Here is a 19,113-nt window from a genome sequence, read left to right on the forward strand (position 1 = left end):
CTGTGCCGAGAAGCTTGCCCGGGCCACTTCATGGACGTGTCCGCCGACTGTCACAGACCTGTCACAGAGGCCCGGCTACGGAATCGCACAGCGCGGTCACAGAGAGCGGCAGTACGGGCCGTACCTGTACAGGAGTCGAAACCCCACCCCACCATGGGCCAGAATGAGGCCCGTGCCTTCCCTGTTGCTGATCGAAGACGACGACGCCATCCGTACGGCCCTGGAGCTGTCTCTTACGCGCCAGGGCCACCGGGTTGCCACCGCTGCCACCGGCGAGGACGGTCTGAAGCTGCTGCGCGAGCAACGGCCGGACCTGATCGTGCTGGACGTGATGCTGCCCGGCATCGACGGGTTCGAGGTGTGCCGGCGTATCCGGCGCACGGACCAGCTGCCGATCATCCTCCTGACCGCGCGCAGCGACGACATCGACATCGTCGTCGGGCTGGAGTCCGGCGCGGACGACTATGTGGTCAAGCCGATCCAGGGGCGGGTGCTCGACGCCCGGATCCGGGCCGTGCTGCGGCGCGGGGAACGCGAGTCGACCGACGCGGCGACCTTCGGCAGCCTCGTCATCGACCGCGCGGCGATGACCGTGACGAAGAACGGCGAGGACCTCCAGCTCACCCCGACCGAGCTGCGGCTGCTGCTCGAACTGAGCCGGCGGCCCGGACAGGCCCTGTCCCGGCAGCAGTTGCTGCGGCTGGTGTGGGAGCACGACTACCTCGGTGACTCACGTCTTGTGGACGCCTGCGTGCAGCGGCTGCGCGCCAAGGTCGAGGACGTGCCGTCCTCCCCGACCCTGATCCGTACGGTGCGTGGTGTCGGCTACCGGCTGGACTCGCCTCAGTGACCGAAGCGCACGGGGGGATCCGCGGCTGGGCCGCGGATCGCAAGGGGGTGTGGTCCCGGCTGCGGTTCACCAGTCTGCGGCTGCGCCTGGTCGTCGTGTTCGGCCTGGTGGCGCTGACGGCCGCGGTCTCCGCGTCCGGGATCGCGTACTGGCTCAACCGCGAGGCGGTGCTCACCCGCACCCAGGACGCGGTGCTGCGCGACTTCCAGCAGGAGATGCAGAACCGCGCGGGCTCGCTGCCGCCGGACCCCTCGCAGGACGAACTCCAGCACACCGCCGGGCAGATGTCGGGCAGCAGCCAGCGCTTCAGTGTGCTGCTGGTCGCGCGGGGCGCCGACGGCAAGGCCATGTACGGCACTTCGGGCGCCCTGGACGGCTTCTCCCTCCAGGACGTGCCGACTTCGCTGCGCGCCGCGGTGAACAAGAAGCAGAAGGTCGACTCCGGCAACAAGTACCCGTACCACCTCTACTGGCAGCGGGTCGTGCAGAACGGCACCCCGTATCTGGTGGCCGGCACCAAGGTGATCGGCGGCGGCGCGACCGGTTACATGCTCAAGTCCCTTGAGCCGGAGGCGAAGGACCTCAACTCCCTTGCCTGGTCGCTGGGGATCGCCACCGGGCTCGCGCTGATCGGCTCCGCGCTGCTCGCGCAGGCCGCCGCGACGACCGTGCTCAAGCCGGTGCAGCGGCTGGGCGTGGCCGCCCGGCGGCTCGGCGAGGGCCGGCTCGACACCCGGCTGCGGGTGTCGGGGACCGATGAACTCGCCGATCTGTCACGGACGTTCAACTACGCGGCCGAGGCGCTGGAGAAACGCGTCGACGACATGGCCGCGCGGGACGAGGCGTCCCGCCGGTTCGTCGCGGACATGAGCCATGAACTCCGTACGCCCCTCACCGCGATCACCGCCGTCACCGAGATCCTGGAGGAGGAGCTGGAGGCGGAGTCCGGGTCCATGGATCCGATGATCGAGCCCGCGGTACGGCTCGTCGTCAGTGAGACGCGGCGGCTCAACGACCTGGTCGAGAACCTGATGGAGGTCACCCGCTTCGACGCGGGCACCGCCCGGCTCGTCCTGGACGACGTGGACGTCGCCGACCAGATCACCGCGTGCCTGGACGCGCGCGCCTGGCTGGACGCGGTCGACCTGGACGCCGAACGCGGCATCCACGCCCGGCTCGACCCGCGCCGCCTGGACGTCATCATGGCCAACCTCGTGGGCAACGCGCTCAAGCACGGCGGCTCCCCGGTACGGGTCGCGGTGCGGGAGTCGGGAGCCAAGGGCGGCGGGGGTGCCGAGGTGGTCATCGCGGTGCGCGACCACGGGCCCGGCATCCCCGAGGACGTCCTGCCGCACGTCTTCGACCGCTTCTACAAGGCGAGCGCCTCCCGCCCCCGCTCCGAGGGCAGCGGCCTGGGCCTGTCCATCGCCCTGGAGAACGCGCACATCCACGGCGGCGAGATCACCGCCGCCAACTCCCCCGACGGGGGTGCGGTGTTCACGCTGCGGCTGCCGCAGGACGTGTCGGCACTGACGGAGGACCCCGAGCAGGCCGAGGGGAAGCAGGGGGAGCCCTCATGACCGTACGACCCACCGCGGCACGCCCGTTCGGGGTGCGCGGGCTGCTGGCGCTGCCCGTGCTCGCCGCGTTGCTGACGGGGTGCGGGATCCGTTCCACGGAGGTGCCGACGGACTTCGGGGCGGCGCCCTCGCGGGTGCAGTGCTCGCTGGCCGAGCCGGACATCTCCACGCAGGCCTCGCGCGGGCTGCCGGTGCAGGTGTTCCTGCTGTGCGGCTCGTCGCTGGTCGCGGTGGACCGGACGGTACGGGTCCCGGACGGCACGGCGGACTCGCAGCGGCGGGTGCTGGTGGCGCAGGGGCTGCTGGACCAGCTGGCGGCGACACCGTCGTCCGCGGAGCGGGAGGCCGGGTACACGACGGACGTGCGCGGCGGCATCGCCGTGGGCGGCCCGCGCGCCGGGGATCCGGAGGACACGCTGCGGCTGAGCAGCACGCCCGCCGACCTCACCTCCTACGCGCTGGCCCAGATCGTGTGCACCTTCTCCGACTCCGCGGCGGCGGAGGGCGACGGCTCGGTCATCCTGGGCGGCCCGGGCCACGACCCGCTGCGCCGCTACGAGTGCACGGACGAGGTCCGCTCCCGCCCGGGCTCCCAGGAGCCACCGTCCGCCGAGGTGACGAGCGGCTGACGTACGGGTGTGGCGGAGGCCTCATCCAGGTACCTGGGGGTGAGCCGGAACCGATCCCGCCGGGGGCCGCGTCTTGTGTGGCGTGCAGCGTCAAGGCTTCGTCGGCGGCAGCGCCGAGATCCGCGTCCGTGTGGCAGGAGGTGTTCTCCTCGTCGCACATCTCGTGTTCGTCGCCTGGCTCACGCTGCGCCCGCTGGACGTCCCCTGGGTACAGCCCGCCAATCTGCGCCCGTTCGCCGGGATCCACGCCGATCTGGAGCTCGGCTGGCCCGAGGCGGCCCGGCGCATCGCCGAGGGTCTGGGGCTGCTCGCCCCGCTCGGCGTGCTGATCCCGCTGGTGCACGGGCGGCTGTACGCGGCGCCGCTGTCGTCCCTGGTCCGCACGGTCGCCGCCGGTGCTCTCATCTCGCTCGGCATCACGCTGTTGCAGACGGGTGTGCCCGGCCGGGTCGCGGACGTCGACACGCTGTTCCTGAACACCATCGGCGTGGCCCTCGCGCATCTCGCGGTGGTACCGGCCGGCCGCGCCCGGCTCCGCCGCAGGGGTGAGCGCAGGCCGCCCGCGGCCGTCCTCCAGGAGGAAGCCGCTCAGGGTCGGACCCCGACGATTCCCAGGGTCGGCATCGCACCGTAGAGCGACGCCGGATCCGCGGGTCCTCCGTAGCGTTGAAGGCAGATGAGGCAGCCAGGACCGGCCGCCCGACCGACGCTCACGAAGGAGCCGCACATGTCCGCCATTGCCCGCCCCACCAACGGCCGCATGATCGGCGGAGTGTGCGCAGCGCTGGCGCGGCGCTTCGGCACCTCCGCGACCACGATGCGCGTGATCTTCGTGCTCTCGTGCCTGCTGCCGGGCCCGCAGTTCCTGCTCTACATCGCGCTGTGGATCCTGTTCCCGTCCGAGGAGAAGGCGGCGGCCCGCTCCGCCTGGTGACCGCTTTCCGAGTACGCCGATGGGGCGCACCCCGTGTCCGGGGGTGCGCCCCATCCGTGTGTCCGAGGGCGGTTCAGCCGAGCGGGATCCCGTTCAGCGGCAGGCCGTGCGTGGGCAGGCCGGTCTGGCCCACCGGGAGACCGCCGAGGAGACCGGCGACCGGCGCGGTCGGACCGTCGGCGAGCACCTTCTGGGCGGCCGGCTGCACGGCGGACAGCCCCGACGCGAGCGCGGGCTGCGCCTGGCTGAGGGCCTCACCGGCACCCGGCAGCGCCTTGGCGACGTTCTCCGCGGGCAGCGTCTGGGTGAGGGTGCCCAGGGCCTGGCTCGCGTCCGGAACCGCCGGGGCGGCGTTCGCGGCACCCGCGCCGGTGGCGGCGAAGGCGGCACCGAGCGCGGCGACACCGAGGGTCTTGGCAGCAGACTGCTTCATGAAATGCGTCCTCGAAATGGGGTTACGGGGATGTGAGCGGTCCACGACCGTAAACATGCGGAGCCACCCGCCGCAAACATCGAAATGCGGACGGATTGTGAATACCCGTCCGCATTTCCGGTGAGACGAAACGTCCCGGCCACCCCTTATCGACCACATACCCGCTGGTGAGAGCGGTCTACTGGAACAGCCATTCGGACTTCAGCTCGGCATATCCGGGCTTCACGACGTCATTGATCATCGCGAGTCGTTCATCGAAAGGAATGAACGCTGATTTCATCGCATTGACGGAGAACCACTGCATGTCGTCGAGCGTGTAACCGAACGCGTCGACAAGGTGCTCGAATTCCCGGCTCATGCTGGTGCCGGACATCAGCCGGTTGTCGGTGTTCACCGTGGCCCGGAAGTGCAGCCGGCGCAGCAGCCCGATCGGGTGCTCGGCGTACGAGGCCGCGGCCCCGGTCTGGAGGTTGGAGCTGGGGCACAGCTCCAGCGGGATCCGCTTGTCCCGCACGTACGCGGCGAGCCGCCCCAGCTGCACCGAGCCGTCCTCGGCGACCTCGATGTCGTCGATGATGCGCACCCCGTGCCCGAGCCGGTCGGCGCCGCACCACTGCAGGGCCTGCCAGATGGACGGCAGTCCGAAGGCCTCGCCGGCGTGGATGGTGAAGTGGTTGTTCTCCCGCTTGAGGTACTCGAAGGCGTCGAGGTGCCGGGTGGGCGGGAAGCCGGCCTCGGCGCCGGCGATGTCGAAGCCGACGACGCCCAGGTCCCGGTAACGGTTGGCGAGTTCGGCGATCTCCAGGGCGCGGGCCGCGTGCCGCATGGCGGTGAGCAGGGCGCCCACCCGGATGCGGTGACCGCTCTCCCGGGCCAGCCGCTCCCCTTCCCGGAAGCCCTCGTTGACGGCCTCGACGACCTCTTCGAGGGTCAGGCCGCCCTCCAGGTGCTGCTCGGGCGCGTACCGCACCTCGGCGTACACGACCCCGTCCTCGGCGAGATCCTCGGCGCACTCGCGGGCCACCCGCACCAGCGCGTCCCGGGTCTGCATCACGCCGACGGTGTGCGAGAAGGTCTCCAGGTACCGCTCCAGGGAACCGGAGTCGGCGGCCTCGCGGAACCAGAGGCCGAGTTTGTCGGGGTCGCTCTCGGGAAGCCGGTCGTATCCCGTCTCCCGCGCGATGTCGACGATCGTGCCCGGACGCAGGCCGCCGTCGAGGTGGTCGTGCAGCAGAACCTTCGGCGCCCGGCGGATCTGGTCCGGCGTCGGGATGTTCGCGGTGCTCTGGCTCGTCATTGCCGCACTCTACTTCCTACGCGCGTAGATCGCTCGGTGTACAACTCCGTCGATACGTAACGGTGACCGCGCGGACGGTTCGTGTGCACCGACCCTTCTGACACTGTTCTGTCATGGCACACCAAGCGACGACGCCGGTGCGACGGGCCCGGCTGGGGAGGGCACTCGGCCCGGAGCCGACGACGGTGAGCGGCGTGGTGCTGCTGCTCCCCGGCGGCGACGAGGAGTCCGCCCGCAGACCGTCCCCCATGCTCGCCACCGCCTCCGTACGGGCGTTGGGCCGCCGGCTGGCCCGCGCGGGCCGCGACGACGGCCTCGCCGCGCACGTCGTCCACTACCGCTACCGCGGCTGGAACGGCAATGAGGCGCATCTCGCGGGCGACGCGTCCTGGGCGGCGGACGAGGTCGTACGACGCTACGGGGACGTGCCCGTGTGTCTGCTCGGCGTCGACATGGGCGGCCGGGCGGCGCTGCGGGCCGGCGGGCACGAGGCCGTCAACTCCGTGCTGGCGATCGCGCCTTGGCTGCCGGAGGACGACGTGGCGGCTTCGCCCGAACCGGTGAAGCAGTTGGTGGGGCGGCGGGTGCTGATCGTGCACGGCACGAACGACGAACGGACCGATCCCGAACTGTCGTTCAGGCTCGCCTCCCGGGCGAAGAAGGCGAACCGGGATGTGTGCCGGTTCGAAGTGCACGCGGACGGACACGGGTTGCATCAGTACCGGGGGGAAGTGCACGCGCTGGCGCGGGACTTCGTGAGCGGGGCGTTGTTCGGGACGTCGTTCGCCCGGCCGCTGGAGGACGCGTTCGCGGCTCCGCCGCCGTTGGGGTTGCGGATGCCGTTGGCCGCGGGGTTCGGAAAATCGTTGCGCCGGTGACGGTCAGGTCAGGTCAGGTCAGGTCAGGTCAGGAGACTCCCCTTTCTCGACAGGACGAACTTCTTGAAGGCGGCCACCGGGGGCGTGTCCGGACGGCCCTCCATCCACGCCACGCCGATCTCCCGTACCGCCCTCGGGGCCGTGACCGTCAGTTCCGCGACTCCCGGGCGGGGTACGGCCGGTGGGGGCAGGAGGGCGACTCCCAGTCCCGCCGCCACCAGGCCTCGTAGCGTCTCCGCCTCCTCGCCCTCGAAGGCGATCTTCGGGCGGAAGCCGGCCTCCTTGCAGACGTCGTCGGTGATGCTGCGCAGGCCGTAGCCGGGTTCCAGGGTCACGAAGGTCTCGTCGGCCGCCTCCGCGAGGCGGATCCGCTTGCGCGTCGCCAGGCGGTGGTCGGCCGGGACGACGAGGCGGAGTCTCTGGACGTCGAGGCGGTGGGCCACGACGTCGGGGGCGTCGAGGGTCGGTGACGTCAGCAGGCACAGGTCCAGCTCGCCCGCGCGCAGCCGCTCCAGCATGGCCTCGCCGTAGTTCTGGACGAGGCTGAAACGGACCCGGGGATGGTCGGCGCGGAAGGCGCGGATCAGACCGGGGACCGTCTCGGAGCCCATGGTGTGCAGGAAGCCGAACGCGACCTTGCCGGTGGTGGGGTCGGCGTCGGCACGGACCTCCTCGGCCGCCTTCTCGATCTCGGCGAGGGCGCGTTCGACCGAGGTGAGGAAGGTGCGGCCGGCGGGGGTCAACGACACCGTGCGGCCCCTGCGGGCGAACAGGTCGACGCCCAGGTCCTGTTCGAGGCGGACCATGGCCCGCGACAGGGTGGACTGCGGGACCTGCATCTCCTGCGCGGCCCGCGTGACGTGCTCGGTGCGCGCGACGCCGGCGAAGTACGCGAGGCGGGGCGCGAGGAGCGCGACGATGTCTTCTGTGTCACCGGACGGTGACAGTTGAGCCTGTGACCTCTGCTGATGCGCCATGGGAACGATTATGACGTTTCCGTGCATTGGACGGATGAACGGGAGCGTACGTAGCTTCGAAGCATGCCTCCCGCCGATACCGGGGCGTCCACCGTCGTGGCCGCCACGCCCTCCGTCCCCGCCTCCGACTCACGGCTGACCCCGGGCGGCCCCGGCTACCGCCGGATGAGCTTCGCCCTCTTCCTCGCGGGCGTCGCGACCTTCGCGCTCCTCTACTCCACCCAGGCCCTGCTGCCGCTGATCTCAAGCGAGTTCGGGGTGGCGGCCAGTGACGCGAGCTGGACGGTGGCGGCGGCGACCGGCGGACTCGCGCTGTTCGTGCTGCCGATGAGCGCGCTGTCGGAGCGGTTCGGACGTCGTACGGTCATGACCGCGTCGCTGGTGGTCGCGGTGAGCCTGGGTGTCCTGGTGCCGTTCGCGCCCTCGCTGGGCACGCTGGTGGCGCTGCGCTTCCTCCAGGGGGCCGCGCTGGCCGGGCTGCCCGCCTCCGCGACGGCGTATCTCGCCGAGGAGGTCCGGCCCAGGGCGCTGGTCACGGCGATCGGACTGTTCGTCGCGGGCAACAGCGTCGGCGGGATGAGCGGCCGGGTCATCACCGGGTGGGTCGCGCAGGAGTGGGGCTGGCGGGTGGCCGTCGGTGTCATCGGCGCGATCGCGGTGGCCTGCGCGGTGGCCTTCCGGCTGCTGCTGCCGGCGCCGACGCACTTCACGCCGGGCTCGCTGCGGCCCCGGGTGCTGGCCCGCACGGTCCGCGACCACCTCGCCGACCCGCTGCTGCGCCGGCTGTACGCGATCGGCGCCCTGTTCATGACCGTCTTCGGCGGGGTCTACACGGTGATCGGGTACCGCCTCACCGAGGCGCCCTTCTCGCTCCCCCAGGGCATCATCGGCTCGATCTTCCTGGTGTACCTGGTCGGCACGGTGTCGGCGTCCACGGCGGGACGCCTGGTGGGCCGGCTGGGCCGCCGCGGGGCGCTGTACCTCGCGGCCGGTACGACGGCCTCCGGGCTGCTGCTCTCCCTGGCGCCCTCGCTCCCGCTGGTCCTGCTGGGCCTGGTGCTGATCACCGCGGGCTTCTTCGCCGGGCACGCGTGCGCCTCCTCGGCGGTCAGCAAGACGGCCACGACCGGCCGCGCCCAGGCCTCGGCGCTGTACCAGTCGGCGTACTACATCGGCTCCAGCGCGGGCAGCACGGTGGGCGCGCTCGCCTTCCACGCCGGCGACTGGGCCGGGACGGTCGGCGTCGGACTGCTCGCGGTGGCCGGAGTCGTGACGATCACTCTCCTCGGGACCCGGGCGGCCCGGCTGGCCGCGCGCCCCGCGACCGCCTGACGCCGGTCCTCCACCCCACCTCTGACCTGCCCCTTTGTTCACTCCAGGGGCCATTGTCAGTGCCCTGCGGTAGCTTCCGAAGTGCTGGGCGCACAGAAGCGCGACAGAAACACCACAGGGGTGGGTGGACGATGAGCGACGGTACGGCGACGACGACGGACCTGGACGTCCGGCTGGAGAAACACCGCACGGAGCTGACGGGGTACTGCTATCGCATGCTCGGCTCCTCCTTCGAGGCCGAGGACGCGGTGCAGGACACCATGGTCCGCGCCTGGCGCAGCTACGAGAAGTTCGAGGGCCGCTCCAGCCTGCGCTCCTGGCTCTACCGCATCGCGACGAACGTCTGCCTGGACATGCTGACCGCGGGCAACAAGCGCGCCCGCCCGATGGACCTGAGCGAATCCACCCCGCTCGCCCAGGCCGCGCTCTCCCCCCGCCCGGACAACACCTGGCTGGAGCCCATGCCGGACGCGCGCGTGCTGCCCACGCCCGAGGACCCGGCGGAGGCCGCGGTGGCCAAGGAATCCGTGCGGCTCGCCTTCATGGCGGCCCTGCAGCAGCTGCCGGCCAAGCAGCGCGCGGTGCTCATCCTGCGCGAGGTGCTGGCCTGGCGGGCGAGCGAGGTCGCCGAGCTGCTCGACACGTCCGTCGCGTCGGTCAACAGCGCGCTGCAGCGGGCCCGGGCCACGCTCGCGGAGCGGGAGGACAAGGCGGCCGGCGCGGCCGTCTCCGACCCGCTGGACGAGGAGCAGCAGAAGCTCCTGGAGCGCTATGTGAAGGCGTTCGAGGGGTACGACATGACGGCGCTGACGGCGCTGCTGCACGAGGACGCGGTCATGACGATGCCGCCGTTCGACCTGTGGCTGACGGGCCACGACGACATCACCGGCTTCATGACCACGATCGGCTCCGCCTGCGAGGGCTCGCGGCTGCTGCCGGTGCAGGTCAACGGGTTGCCGGGGTTCGCCCAGTACAAGCCGGACCCGGAGGCGGGCGGCTACAGCCCGTGGGCGGTCCAGGTGCTGGAGATCTCAGACGGCCGGCTCACCGGGTTCCACTTCTTCCTCGACACCGAGCGGTGGTTCCCGCTCTTCGACCTGCCCCTCCATCTCGAAGCGGAGCCCGACCAGACCGAGGAGGGCGTGTAGCGCGGGATCGGGCTCGCGCAGCCTGATCCGGCCCCCGGCCCGCTTGGCGGCCAGCTGGAGCCGCGCGAGCAGATCCACCGCCCCGATCCCGGGCGGCCCGAGCGCGGCGACGTCCACGACGACGACGCCCGCCCCGGTCGCCTCCAGCCGCGTGCGCACGCCGTCGCACAGCCCGGCCACCTCGTCACGGGTGACGGGGCCGGGCAGCACGAGTACGGCGGGTGTCATGGCTTCCACGAGCGGTAGACCGACCGGACGGCCGGAACTCATCGCGGACCACGCGCTCACGGGGTGTGTCCGCCGACGGCAACGGGGTGTGCTCGCCGACGGCACGCGCTCAGGAGGCATGCCCGCCGACCGGGACCGCGATGGGGCCGGCCCCGAAGGACCGGCCCCTGATGTCCCCTGTCCTGCTGTCAGGCGATCCGCTCCAGCACCACCGGTGACGCCGTGAACGTCGTGCCCGGGGCCTCGATGTCGTAGGAGCCCAGTACCGCCTCGACCGCGTAGTCGAAGCGTTCGGGCGTGTCCGTGTGGAGGGTCAGCAGGGGCTGGCCCTCGGTGACCTCGTCGCCCGGCTTGGCGTGCAGTTCGACGCCCGCGGCGGCCTGCACCGGGTCCTCCTTGCGGGCGCGTCCCGCGCCCAGGCGCCAGGCGGCGATGCCGATGTCGTAGGCGTCCAGGCGGGTCAGGACACCCGAGGTCGGGGCCTTGATGACGTGCTGTTCCTTGGAGGTGGGCAGGGTCGCGTCCGGGTCGCCGCCCTGAGCCGCGATCATGCGGCGCCAGACGTCCATCGCCGAGCCGTCGGCCAGGGCCTTGGCCGGGTCCGCGTCCTTCACGCCGGCCGCGTCGAGCATCTCGCGGGCCAGGGCGAGGGTCAGTTCGACGACGTCCGCGGGGCCGCCGCCGGCCAACACCTCGACGGATTCCCGGACTTCGAGAGCGTTGCCCGCGGTCAGACCGAGTGGGGTCGACATGTCCGTCAGCAGCGCGACCGTCTTCACGCCGTGGTCGGTGCCGAGGCCGACCATCGTCGACGCCAGTTCGCGCGCGTCCTCGATCGTCTTCATGAAGGCGCCCGTGCCCACCTTCACGTCCAGGACCAGCGAGCCGGTGCCCTCCGCGATCTTCTTCGACATGATCGAGGAGGCGATCAGCGGGATCGCCTCGACCGTGCCGGTGACGTCCCGCAGCGCGTACAGCTTCTTGTCCGCCGGGGCCAGTCCGTCGCCCGCCGCGCAGATCACCGCGCCGGTCCCGTCGAGGACGGACAGCATCTCCTCGTTCGAGAGCAGCGCGCGCCAGCCCGGGATCGACTCCAGCTTGTCCAGGGTGCCGCCGGTGTGGCCAAGACCCCGGCCCGACAGCTGCGGGACGGCCGCGCCGCAGGCCGCCACCAGCGGGGCCAGCGGGAGGGTGATCTTGTCGCCGACACCACCCGTGGAGTGCTTGTCGGCCGTCGGGCGGGACAGCGCGGCGAAGTCCATGCGCTCGCCGGAGGCGATCATCGCGGCGGTCCAGCGGGCGATCTCGCGCCGGTTCATGCCGTTGAGCAGGATGGCCATCGCGAGCGCGGACATCTGCTCGTCGGCGACCTCCCCGCGGGTGTACGCGTCGATGACCCAGTCGATCTGTGCGTCGCTGAGCTCACCGCGGTCCCGCTTGGTGCGGATGACGGAGACGGCGTCCATGGCCATGGCTTGGTTCCTTCCGAGGGTTCCAGCAGCCGTGCGGCCCCCGAGCGATGGCGACAACTCGGCGGGGCCGCACGGGTGTTACTTGGTGAGGTGGTCCGGGCCGAAGGCCTGCGGCAGCATCTCCGACAGCGGCAGAACCCCCGCCGGGGTCTCCAGCAGCAGCTCCGGGCCGCCGAACTCGTACAGCAGCTGGCGGCAGCGGCCGCACGGGACGAGGATCTCGCCCCGCCCGTCGACGCAGGTGAAGTGCGTCAGCCGCCCGCCGCCGGTGCGCTGCAGCTCCGAGACCAGACCGCACTCGGCGCACAGGCCGAGACCGTACGACGCGTTCTCGACGTTGCAGCCGGAGACCGTGCGGCCGTCGTCGACCAGCGCGGCGACGCCGACCGGGAAACCCGAGTAGGGGGCGTAGGCGTGGGACATGGCCTCGCGGGCCACCTCCCGCAGTCCGTCCCAGTCGACGTCCGGCCGCGAGGTCACTTGCCCTGGCCCTTGCGGTAGCGCATGCCGTCCGCCTTCGGCATCCGCAGGCGCTGCGCGGAGAGCGAGAGCACCAGCAGGGTGACGACGTACGGGGTGGCGCCCACGAAGTCGCTCGGGACCTCGTCGGTGAGCAGGTACCAGAGCAGGACGAGGACGGCCATGCCGGCGCTGATGCCGCCCTGCCACAGCGCCTTCTTGTACAGCTTCCAGCCGGCCAGTACGGCGAGCAGGACGACAAGGAGCAGGAGCAGCGCGTGGACGGTCTCGCCGCCGTTGCGCAGCTGGAGCGCGTCGGAGTAGCCGAACAGCCCCGCGCCCATGGCCAGGCCGCCGGGCCGCCAGTTGCCGAAGATCATCGCCGCGAGACCGATGTAACCGCGCCCGCCGGTCTGGTTCTCCAGGTACGTGTGCGAGGTGACCAGCGCGAGGAAGGCACCGCCGAGACCGGCGAGGCCGCCGGAGACGGCGACGGCGACGTACTTGTACTTGTAGACGTTGACGCCGAGGGACTCCGCGGCGATCGGGTTCTCGCCGCAGGAGCGCAGCCGCAGGCCGAACGCGGTGCGCCACAGCAGCCACCAGCTGCCGACGAACAGCAGCGCGGCGAACACCGTGACCACGGACAGGTCGCTGACCAGGCCGCCGAGGATGCCGGCGAGGTCGGAGATCAGGAACCAGTGGTGCTTCTCGACGGAGCTCAGCGCGTCCGAGAGGCCGGGTACGTCGATGTTGGGCAGCGAGTCCACGGGCGGGGACTGCTTGGGGTTGCCGCCCGCGTCGGCCGCCTTGCCGTCCGAGAAGAAGATCTTGGCGAGGTACTGGGTGGCGCCGAGCGCGAGCAGGTTGACCGCGACACCGGAGACGATGTGGTCGACGCCGAAGGTGACGGTCGCGACCGCGTGCACCAGGCCGCCTAGGACACCGAAGCCGATGCCGCACAGCAGGCCAAGCCAGGGGTTGGACTGCCAGCCGATCCAGCCGGCGCCGAAGGTGCCGAGGATCATCATGCCTTCGAGGCCGATGTTGACCACGCCGGCCCGCTCCGACCACAGACCGGCGAGACCGGCCAGGCCGATCGGTACGGCCAGCGCCAGCGCGGCGCTGACCTGGCCCTCGGAGGTGAGCTGGTCGGCGCCGGTGATGACGCGGACCGCGGCGACGAGCAGCAGCGCGCCCGCGACGATCATCAGGATCTGGCCGAGCGAGCGGCTCGATCGGGTGCGTCCGCTGTCCGCCTTGGGCGCCGCGGGGGGCGGCGTGTCGGTCATCGTGGCAGTCATCGCGCCACCTCCTGCTTCTCGGTCGGGGCGGCGGCCTGGGCGGCGAGCTCCGCGCCGACCCGCTGCTGCTGGCGCTTGAGGCCGTAGCGGCGCACGATCTCGTAGGCGATGACGACGCACAGGACGATGACGCCCTGGATCACGCCGAGGATCTCCTTGTCGTAGCCCTCGAACTCAAGGTGGTTGGTGGTGCGCTCCAGGAAGCCCCACAGCAGGGCGCCGAGCGCGATGCCGACCGGGTGGTTGCGGCCGAGCAGCGCGATGGCGATGCCGGTGAAGCCGATGCCGACCGGGAAGTCGTTGCTGAACTGGTGGCTGTCGTTGAGCAGGGTCGGCATGCCGATCAGACCGGCCACCGCGCCCGAGATCACCATGCTGGTGGCGACCATCTTCTTGACCGAGACACCGCTCGCGGCGGCCGCGCTCTCGGACTGGCCCACCGTGCGCAGGTCGAAGCCGAACCGGGTGCGGCCGAGCACGAACCAGTAGGCGATGCCGACGAGCACGGCGATGACGATGAAGCCCCACAGCTCGCCCGCCGCACCCGTGTTGATCTGGAAGAAGTACGAGGAGGAGGGCAGCGGGTCGGTGGAGACGACCGTGCCGCCGCTCTGCAGCTCGGCGAGCTTTCCGGGCTGGAGCAGGAAGGCGATGATCGCGGTGGCGATCGAGTTCAGCATGATCGTCGAGATGACCTCGCTGACTCCGCGGGTCACCTTCAGGACGCCCGCGATGGCCGCCCACACGGCGCCGGTGCCCATCGCGCACAGGATGATCAGCGGGATGGAGATCCAGCCGGGCGTGGTCAGCGCGCCGCCGAGGACGGCGGCGAAGAACGCGGCGATGCGGTACTGACCGTCGACGCCGATGTTGAACAGGTTCATCCGGAAGCCGATGGCCACCGAGACACCCGCCAGGTAGTACGTCGTCGCCTTGTTGAGGATGTAGACCTGGCTGTCGCTCGCGGAGCCGTAGGTCAGCATGTCGCTGAAGGCGGCGCCCGGGTTCTTGCCGGTGGCGAGGATCACCAGGGCGGTGACGACGAGCGCGGCGACGATCGCGAGCAGCGGGGCCGCGATACCGAGGAGCAGCCGCTCCTTGTCGATGCGTTGGGTCAGCTTCTTCATCGGGCGTCGTCCTCTGTGCGCTCCGGGCCGGAGGCCTCTGTGTGCTCCAGGTGGCCGGTGGCCGCGCCCGTCATGGCGGAGCCCAGCTCCTCGGGGGTGATGGTGGCGGGGTCGGCGTCGGCGACCAGCCGGCCGCGGTACATGACCCGCAGGGTGTCGGAGAGGCCGATGAGCTCGTCCAGGTCGGCCGAGATCAGCAGCACGGCCAGGCCCTCGCGGCGGGCCTCGCGGATGTGGTCCCAGATCGCGGCCTGCGCGCCGACGTCCACACCGCGGGTGGGGTGGGCGGCGATGAGCAGCTTGGGCGAGTGGCTCATCTCGCGGCCGACGATCAGCTTCTGCTGGTTGCCGCCGGACAGCGAGGCGGCCGTCACGTCGATGCCGGGGGTGCGGACGTCGTACGCCTCGATGATGCGGCCGGTGTCGGCGCGGGCGCCCTTGATGTCGAGCAACTGGCCGTGGGAGTTGGGGCGTTCGGTGACGTGGCCGAGGATGCGGTTCTCCCACAGCGGGGCTTCCAGGAGGAGGCCGTGGCGGTGGCGGTCCTCGGGGATGTAGCCGATGCCGGCCTCGCGGCGGTGGCGGGTGGGGGCGTGCGAGATGTCGGTGTCGCCGAGGGTGATGACACCGGCGTCCGGGTCGCGGATGCCCATGATCGCCTCGACCAGCTCGGACTGGCCGTTGCCCTCCACGCCCGCGATGCCGAGGACTTCACCCTGATGGATGGTGAAGGAGATCGCGTCGAGGATGACGCGCTCGACGCCGTCGAGGTCGGTCTGGCTCAGGTTGAGCTTGTCGACCTTCAGCAGCGGGACGTCGGTGACCGTGGACTCCTCGGTCTCCGGCGTCGGCAGCTCACTGCCGACCATCAGCTCGGCGAGCTGCTTGGGGGTGGTGCCGGCCGGCTCGACCGTGCCGACGGTGGTGCCGCGGCGGATGACGGTGATCTCGTCGGCCACGGACAGCACTTCGCCCAGCTTGTGGGAGATGAAGATGACGGTGAGGCCCTCGGCCTTGAGCTCGCGCAGGTTGTCGAAGAGGGCCTCGACCTCCTGCGGCACGAGAACCGCGGTGGGCTCGTCGAGGATGAGCGTCTTGGCGCCGCGGTAGAGGACCTTGAGGATCTCCACGCGCTGGCGGTCGGCGACCCCGAGCTCTTCGAGCAGGACGTCGGGCCGCACGTTCAGGCCGTACGCGTCGGAGATCTCCTTGATCTTCGTGCGCGCCCCGGCGCCGATGCCGTGCAGCTTCTCCGCTCCCAGGACGACGTTCTCCAGGACGGTGAGGTTGTCGGCCAGCATGAAGTGCTGGTGGACCATGCCGATGCCGCGGGCGATGGCGTCGGCCGGGTTGTTGAAGGTGACCGTCTCGCCGCCCACGGTGATGGTGCCCTCGTCCGGCTGCTGCATGCCGTAGAGGATCTTCATCAGGGTGGACTTGCCGGCACCGTTCTCACCGCACAGGGCGTGCACGGTGCCGGTGCGGACGGTGATGTCGATGTCCTTGTTGGCCACGACACCGGGGAATCGCTTGGTGATGCCGCGCAGTTCGACGGCAGCGGGAGGGCTGGACGCGTTGATGGCGCACTCTCCTGAAGGGGAAAGGGGCTCGTTAGGGGAGGGCAGGCGTCGGCGACGCTAGCGCGGCAACTCCCCGCTACACGCGTAGAGTTGACACATTGTTATGGCTCGACGAGGGGTTGTCGAGACCCCTCGCCGAGCCAGGGTTCCGGCGGGAACCGTCAGGTCAGCTGGTCTTGACCTTGACGGTGCCGTCGACGATCTTCGCCTTCGCGGCGTCCAGCTGGGTCTTGATGTCGTCGATGAAGCCACCGCTGGTGGCCAGGCCGACACCGCCCTTTTCGAGCGAGTAGATCTGGTTGCCGGTCAGCGGCTTGCCGTCGTGCACGGACTTGACGAAGTCGTACACGCCGACGTCGACGTTCTTCACCATCGAGGTCAGGATCGAGTTCTTGTACTTCGACAGACCCGGGATGTTGTACTGGTCGGAGTCCACGCCGATGGCCCAGGCACCCTTGACCGCGGAGACGGCCTCGATCGAGCCGTTGCCGGAGGAGCCGGCCGCGGCGTAGATCACGTCGGCGCCGTTGTCGAGCTGGCCGGACGCGGCCTCCTTGCCCTTGTCGGGGCTGGCGAAGCCGGACAGGTCGGAGCCGTGGGTCAGGTACTGGACGTCGACCTTGACCTTGGAGTTGGTGTCCTTGACGCCCTGGACGTAACCGGCCGCGAACTTCTTGATCAGCGGGGTGTCCACACCGCCGATGAAGCCGACGTGGTCCTTCTTGGTCTTCAGCGCCGCCGCGACACCCGCCAGGTAGGAGCCCTGCTCCTCGGTGAAGGTGATGCTGTCGACGTTCTTCGCCGTCGCGACCGAGTCGATCAGACCGAAGCTGACCTTCGGGTACTTGGCGGCGACCTTGTCGACCGAGGTGGCGTAGGAGAAGCCGACGGCCACGATCGGGTTGTAGCCGGCGTCCGCCAGGTCGGTCAGGCGCTGCTCGCGGTCGGCCTCCGTGTCGGAGCTCTTGGCGGTCAGTTCCTTGATGGAACCGCCGAACTCCTTCTCGGCCTTGTCGGCACCGCGCGCGGCGGAGTCGTTGAAGGAACGGTCACCACGGCCGCCGACGTCGTAGGCGAGGCCGATCTTGATGCCCTTGCCGCTCCCGGAGGAGGCGGACGACGAGGTGTCGCTGTCGGAGGAGGTACTGCCACAGGCTGTGGCAGTCAGTGCGAGAGCTGCGGAAGCGGCGACCGCAGCGGAAAGCTTGGCTACCCGGCGCACGGGAAGGCTCCTTCACCTGACCTGAGCGCCATATCGGCGCTGGATGTGAGCACCATGCCAGTGCTCAGGCCTGCACGCCCATGCGGCGTCGGCTTCGCGGCATCGTAACGCGCGTAGATGTCAGAAAAAGACCTACTCCAAAGCCGTTATCGATTCGAGGCAAACGGCGTCTGAACTCGGGCTCCGACCCTCTGACACGGGTGGATTTCGAACGGTGCACGATTGGCTTACAACCGTGTTGCGCCGGACGGCGCAACAGCCCTCGTGGGGGCTGTTGCGCGTCCTGCGACTACTCCGCGGCGTCCAGCAGCGCGGCGGCGGTGAACATCTCCACGCCCACGGTGATCGCGGACTCGTCGGCGTCGAAGTCGCCCTGGTGCAGATCGCGTACGGTCCGCTCCCCCGGGGTGCGGACGCCGAGCCGGGCCATGGCGCCGGGCACGTGCTCCAGGTACCAGGAGAAGTCCTCGCCGCCCAGGCTCTGCTCGGTGGACTCGACGGCGTCCGCGCCCAGGCGGGCGGTCATGGCGTCACGCAGCAGGTCGGTGACGACCGGGTCGTTCACGACCGGCGGGACGCCTCGGACGTAGGTGATCTCCGACTTGGCGCGGTGCAGGTTGGCGATCTCGTCGATCGCGGCGACCACGATGTCGGGCGCCTGCCGCCAGGTCTCCAGGTCCAGGCAGCGCACGGTGCCGGAGAGCTCGGCGTGCTGCGGGATGACGTTCGGTGCGTGCCCGGTCTCGATCCGGCCCCAGGTGACGGCGAGTCCGCTACGGCTGTCCACGCGCCGGCCGACCAGGGCGGGCACGTCGGTGGCGACCCGGGCGGCGGCGGTGACCAGGTCGGTGGTCAGGTGCGGGCGCGCGGTGTGGCCGCCGGGGCCGTCGAGGGAGACCTCAAGGCGGTCGCAGGCGGAGGTGATGGCGCCGTGCCGCAGGCCGATCCGGCCGGCGTCCACGCGGGGGTCGCAGTGCACGGCGACGATCCGTCCCACGCCGTCCAGCACCCCGCACTCGATGGCGTCGGCGGCGCCGCCGGGCAGCACCTCCTCGGCGGGCTGGAAGAGCAGCCGCACGGGCCGCGGCAGCAGGCCCTCCTTGTGCAGCTCGGCGAGGACGAGGCCGGCGCCGAGGACCACGGTGGTGTGGATGTCGTGACCGCAGGCGTGCGCGCGGTCGGGCACGGTGGAGCGGTACGCGCACTCACTCTTCGTGTCCGGGATCGGCAGCGCGTCGATGTCGGCCCGCAGGGCGAGCATGGGCCGCCCGCCGTCCCACTCGCCGATGTCACAGATGAGCCCGGTCCCGATGGCGAGCACCCGCGGCTTCAGCCCCGCCTGCTCAAGGCGGGCCTTGATCGCCGCGGTCGTGCGGAACTCCTGGTTGCCCAGCTCGGGGTGCATGTGCAAGTCGCGGCGGAAGGCGACGAGTTCGGCACGCAGGGCGGCGGGCAGCGTGCCGGGAAGCGATGCTTCCCCGGGCAGATCGGCCTCGGACTCCAGTGACATAAGTTGCTTCACCCTCTGAAGGGTAGGACGCCGGAGGGACCAACTGACCCTCGATCAACAAAAGTTCAACCCGTTAGGGGAAGAAAATCTGGTCGCCCGACGCGTATGTATCGGTTCGGATGGGTAAACTCGCCCGTTTTCCGGTCGGGCGGA

At 70.7% G+C, this 19,113-nt stretch carries 19 protein-coding genes; 8 read left to right on the forward strand and 11 right to left on the reverse strand.

Going from position 1 to position 19,113, the window contains the following annotated elements; translation table 11 throughout:
• Positions 1–172: 172 nt before the first annotated feature.
• The 5 genes from afsQ1 to ACWDR3_RS25955 all read left to right on the forward strand — a co-directional run bounded on the left by afsQ1 (position 173) and on the right by ACWDR3_RS25955 (position 3,993).
• A complete protein-coding gene (gene afsQ1, locus ACWDR3_RS25935; RefSeq protein ID WP_123998123.1) occupies positions 173–850 on the forward strand; it encodes a two-component system response regulator AfsQ1 in 678 nt (225 codons plus the stop codon).
• Positions 847–2,430: an ATP-binding protein gene (locus ACWDR3_RS25940; RefSeq protein ID WP_450354971.1), complete on the forward strand. Its 1,584-nt coding sequence runs from the start codon at positions 847–849 to the stop codon at positions 2,428–2,430. Before afsQ1 ends, ACWDR3_RS25940 begins: the two co-directional genes overlap by 4 nt.
• Positions 2,427–3,059, forward strand: a complete 633-nt coding sequence (locus ACWDR3_RS25945) for a hypothetical protein (protein ID WP_450354972.1) — start codon at positions 2,427–2,429, stop codon at positions 3,057–3,059. The genes ACWDR3_RS25940 and ACWDR3_RS25945 overlap by 4 nt, the downstream gene beginning before the upstream one ends.
• A gap of 82 nt (positions 3,060–3,141) precedes the next feature.
• On the forward strand, positions 3,142–3,693 hold the full coding sequence (locus ACWDR3_RS25950; RefSeq protein WP_450354973.1) for a VanZ family protein: 552 nt from the start codon (positions 3,142–3,144) through the stop codon (positions 3,691–3,693).
• A 93-nt stretch (positions 3,694–3,786) separates the two neighbouring features.
• Positions 3,787–3,993, forward strand: coding sequence for a PspC domain-containing protein (locus ACWDR3_RS25955; protein WP_123998126.1), 207 nt, complete (start codon positions 3,787–3,789; stop codon positions 3,991–3,993).
• Between the two features lie 73 nt (positions 3,994–4,066).
• On the opposite strand, the gene ACWDR3_RS25960 is transcribed toward ACWDR3_RS25955, so the two are convergent.
• On the reverse strand, positions 4,067–4,426 hold the full coding sequence (locus tag ACWDR3_RS25960) for an ATP-binding protein (protein ID WP_401713695.1): 360 nt from the start codon (positions 4,424–4,426) through the stop codon (positions 4,067–4,069).
• Positions 4,427–4,604: 178 nt separating this feature from the next.
• Entirely contained in the window at positions 4,605–5,723 is a 1,119-nt protein-coding gene (locus ACWDR3_RS25965) for an adenosine deaminase (protein WP_450354974.1), read from the reverse strand.
• A 113-nt stretch (positions 5,724–5,836) separates the two neighbouring features.
• On the opposite strand from ACWDR3_RS25965, the gene ACWDR3_RS25970 reads away from it, so the two are divergent.
• Positions 5,837–6,601 carry an alpha/beta hydrolase gene (locus tag ACWDR3_RS25970; protein ID WP_450354975.1) on the forward strand — a complete coding sequence of 255 codons (765 nt, stop codon included), beginning with the start codon at positions 5,837–5,839 and terminating at the stop codon, positions 6,599–6,601.
• A 23-nt stretch (positions 6,602–6,624) separates the two neighbouring features.
• Here the strand turns inward: ACWDR3_RS25970 and ACWDR3_RS25975 are convergent, their stop codons facing one another.
• Positions 6,625–7,578 (reverse strand): LysR substrate-binding domain-containing protein, encoded by a 954-nt coding sequence (locus ACWDR3_RS25975; RefSeq protein WP_450354976.1) that lies wholly within the window; start codon positions 7,576–7,578, stop codon positions 6,625–6,627.
• A gap of 63 nt (positions 7,579–7,641) precedes the next feature.
• Here ACWDR3_RS25975 and ACWDR3_RS25980 point away from each other — a divergent pair, with 63 nt between their 5' ends.
• Positions 7,642–8,910 (forward strand): MFS transporter, encoded by a 1,269-nt coding sequence (locus ACWDR3_RS25980; RefSeq protein ID WP_450354977.1) that lies wholly within the window; start codon positions 7,642–7,644, stop codon positions 8,908–8,910.
• Positions 8,911–9,041: 131 nt separating this feature from the next.
• Positions 9,042–10,058 (forward strand): sigma-70 family RNA polymerase sigma factor, encoded by a 1,017-nt coding sequence (locus tag ACWDR3_RS25985; protein ID WP_450354978.1) that lies wholly within the window; start codon positions 9,042–9,044, stop codon positions 10,056–10,058.
• Here ACWDR3_RS25985 and ACWDR3_RS25990 read toward each other — a convergent pair.
• The 8 genes from ACWDR3_RS25990 to ACWDR3_RS26025 form a co-directional block, all read right to left on the reverse strand.
• On the reverse strand, positions 9,942–10,328 hold the full coding sequence (locus ACWDR3_RS25990; protein WP_450354992.1) for an STAS domain-containing protein: 387 nt from the start codon (positions 10,326–10,328) through the stop codon (positions 9,942–9,944). The two genes, ACWDR3_RS25985 and ACWDR3_RS25990, sit on opposite strands and share 117 nt — an antisense overlap.
• A gap of 146 nt (positions 10,329–10,474) precedes the next feature.
• On the reverse strand, positions 10,475–11,752 hold the full coding sequence (locus ACWDR3_RS25995; RefSeq protein WP_450354993.1) for a thymidine phosphorylase: 1,278 nt from the start codon (positions 11,750–11,752) through the stop codon (positions 10,475–10,477).
• Between the two features lie 84 nt (positions 11,753–11,836).
• Positions 11,837–12,238 carry a cytidine deaminase gene (locus tag ACWDR3_RS26000; RefSeq protein WP_450354979.1) on the reverse strand — a complete coding sequence of 134 codons (402 nt, stop codon included), beginning with the start codon at positions 12,236–12,238 and terminating at the stop codon, positions 11,837–11,839.
• Positions 12,235–13,521 carry an ABC transporter permease gene (locus tag ACWDR3_RS26005; RefSeq protein ID WP_450354980.1) on the reverse strand — a complete coding sequence of 429 codons (1,287 nt, stop codon included), beginning with the start codon at positions 13,519–13,521 and terminating at the stop codon, positions 12,235–12,237. Before ACWDR3_RS26005 ends, ACWDR3_RS26000 begins: the two co-directional genes overlap by 4 nt.
• Positions 13,518–14,648 carry an ABC transporter permease gene (locus ACWDR3_RS26010; protein WP_402352795.1) on the reverse strand — a complete coding sequence of 377 codons (1,131 nt, stop codon included), beginning with the start codon at positions 14,646–14,648 and terminating at the stop codon, positions 13,518–13,520. The genes ACWDR3_RS26005 and ACWDR3_RS26010 overlap by 4 nt, the downstream gene beginning before the upstream one ends.
• Entirely contained in the window at positions 14,645–16,195 is a 1,551-nt protein-coding gene (locus ACWDR3_RS26015) for an ABC transporter ATP-binding protein (RefSeq protein ID WP_450354994.1), read from the reverse strand. The genes ACWDR3_RS26010 and ACWDR3_RS26015 overlap by 4 nt, the downstream gene beginning before the upstream one ends.
• 199 nt (positions 16,196–16,394) lie before the next feature.
• Positions 16,395–17,450, reverse strand: coding sequence for a BMP family lipoprotein (locus tag ACWDR3_RS26020; RefSeq protein ID WP_450354981.1), 1,056 nt, complete (start codon positions 17,448–17,450; stop codon positions 16,395–16,397).
• A gap of 289 nt (positions 17,451–17,739) precedes the next feature.
• Positions 17,740–18,960, reverse strand: coding sequence for an amidohydrolase (locus ACWDR3_RS26025; RefSeq protein ID WP_450354995.1), 1,221 nt, complete (start codon positions 18,958–18,960; stop codon positions 17,740–17,742).
• Positions 18,961–19,113: the final 153 nt, after the last annotated feature.

It is taken from the genome of Streptomyces sp. NPDC001002, assembly GCF_053599215.1.

Excerpts from the sequence above, each read along its gene's own strand:
- ACWDR3_RS26005 (WP_450354980.1), bottom strand. The coding sequence starts at position 13,521 with ATGACTGCCACGATGACCGACACGCCGCCCCCCGCGGCGCCCAAGGCG.
- ACWDR3_RS25960 (WP_401713695.1), bottom strand. The coding sequence starts at position 4,426 with ATGAAGCAGTCTGCTGCCAAGACCCTCGGTGTCGCCGCGCTCGGTGCC.
- ACWDR3_RS25945 (WP_450354972.1), top strand. The coding sequence starts at position 2,427 with ATGACCGTACGACCCACCGCGGCACGCCCGTTCGGGGTGCGCGGGCTG.
- ACWDR3_RS25975 (WP_450354976.1), bottom strand. The coding sequence starts at position 7,578 with ATGGCGCATCAGCAGAGGTCACAGGCTCAACTGTCACCGTCCGGTGAC.
- ACWDR3_RS26010 (WP_402352795.1), bottom strand. The coding sequence starts at position 14,648 with ATGAAGAAGCTGACCCAACGCATCGACAAGGAGCGGCTGCTCCTCGGT.
- ACWDR3_RS26025 (WP_450354995.1), bottom strand. The coding sequence starts at position 18,960 with ATGTCACTGGAGTCCGAGGCCGATCTGCCCGGGGAAGCATCGCTTCCC.
- ACWDR3_RS25995 (WP_450354993.1), bottom strand. The coding sequence starts at position 11,752 with ATGGACGCCGTCTCCGTCATCCGCACCAAGCGGGACCGCGGTGAGCTC.
- ACWDR3_RS25980 (WP_450354977.1), top strand. The coding sequence starts at position 7,642 with ATGCCTCCCGCCGATACCGGGGCGTCCACCGTCGTGGCCGCCACGCCC.
- ACWDR3_RS25970 (WP_450354975.1), top strand. The coding sequence starts at position 5,837 with ATGGCACACCAAGCGACGACGCCGGTGCGACGGGCCCGGCTGGGGAGG.
- ACWDR3_RS25985 (WP_450354978.1), top strand. The coding sequence starts at position 9,042 with ATGAGCGACGGTACGGCGACGACGACGGACCTGGACGTCCGGCTGGAG.
- ACWDR3_RS25965 (WP_450354974.1), bottom strand. The coding sequence starts at position 5,723 with ATGACGAGCCAGAGCACCGCGAACATCCCGACGCCGGACCAGATCCGC.
- ACWDR3_RS25990 (WP_450354992.1), bottom strand. The coding sequence starts at position 10,328 with ATGAGTTCCGGCCGTCCGGTCGGTCTACCGCTCGTGGAAGCCATGACA.
- ACWDR3_RS25955 (WP_123998126.1), top strand. The coding sequence starts at position 3,787 with ATGTCCGCCATTGCCCGCCCCACCAACGGCCGCATGATCGGCGGAGTG.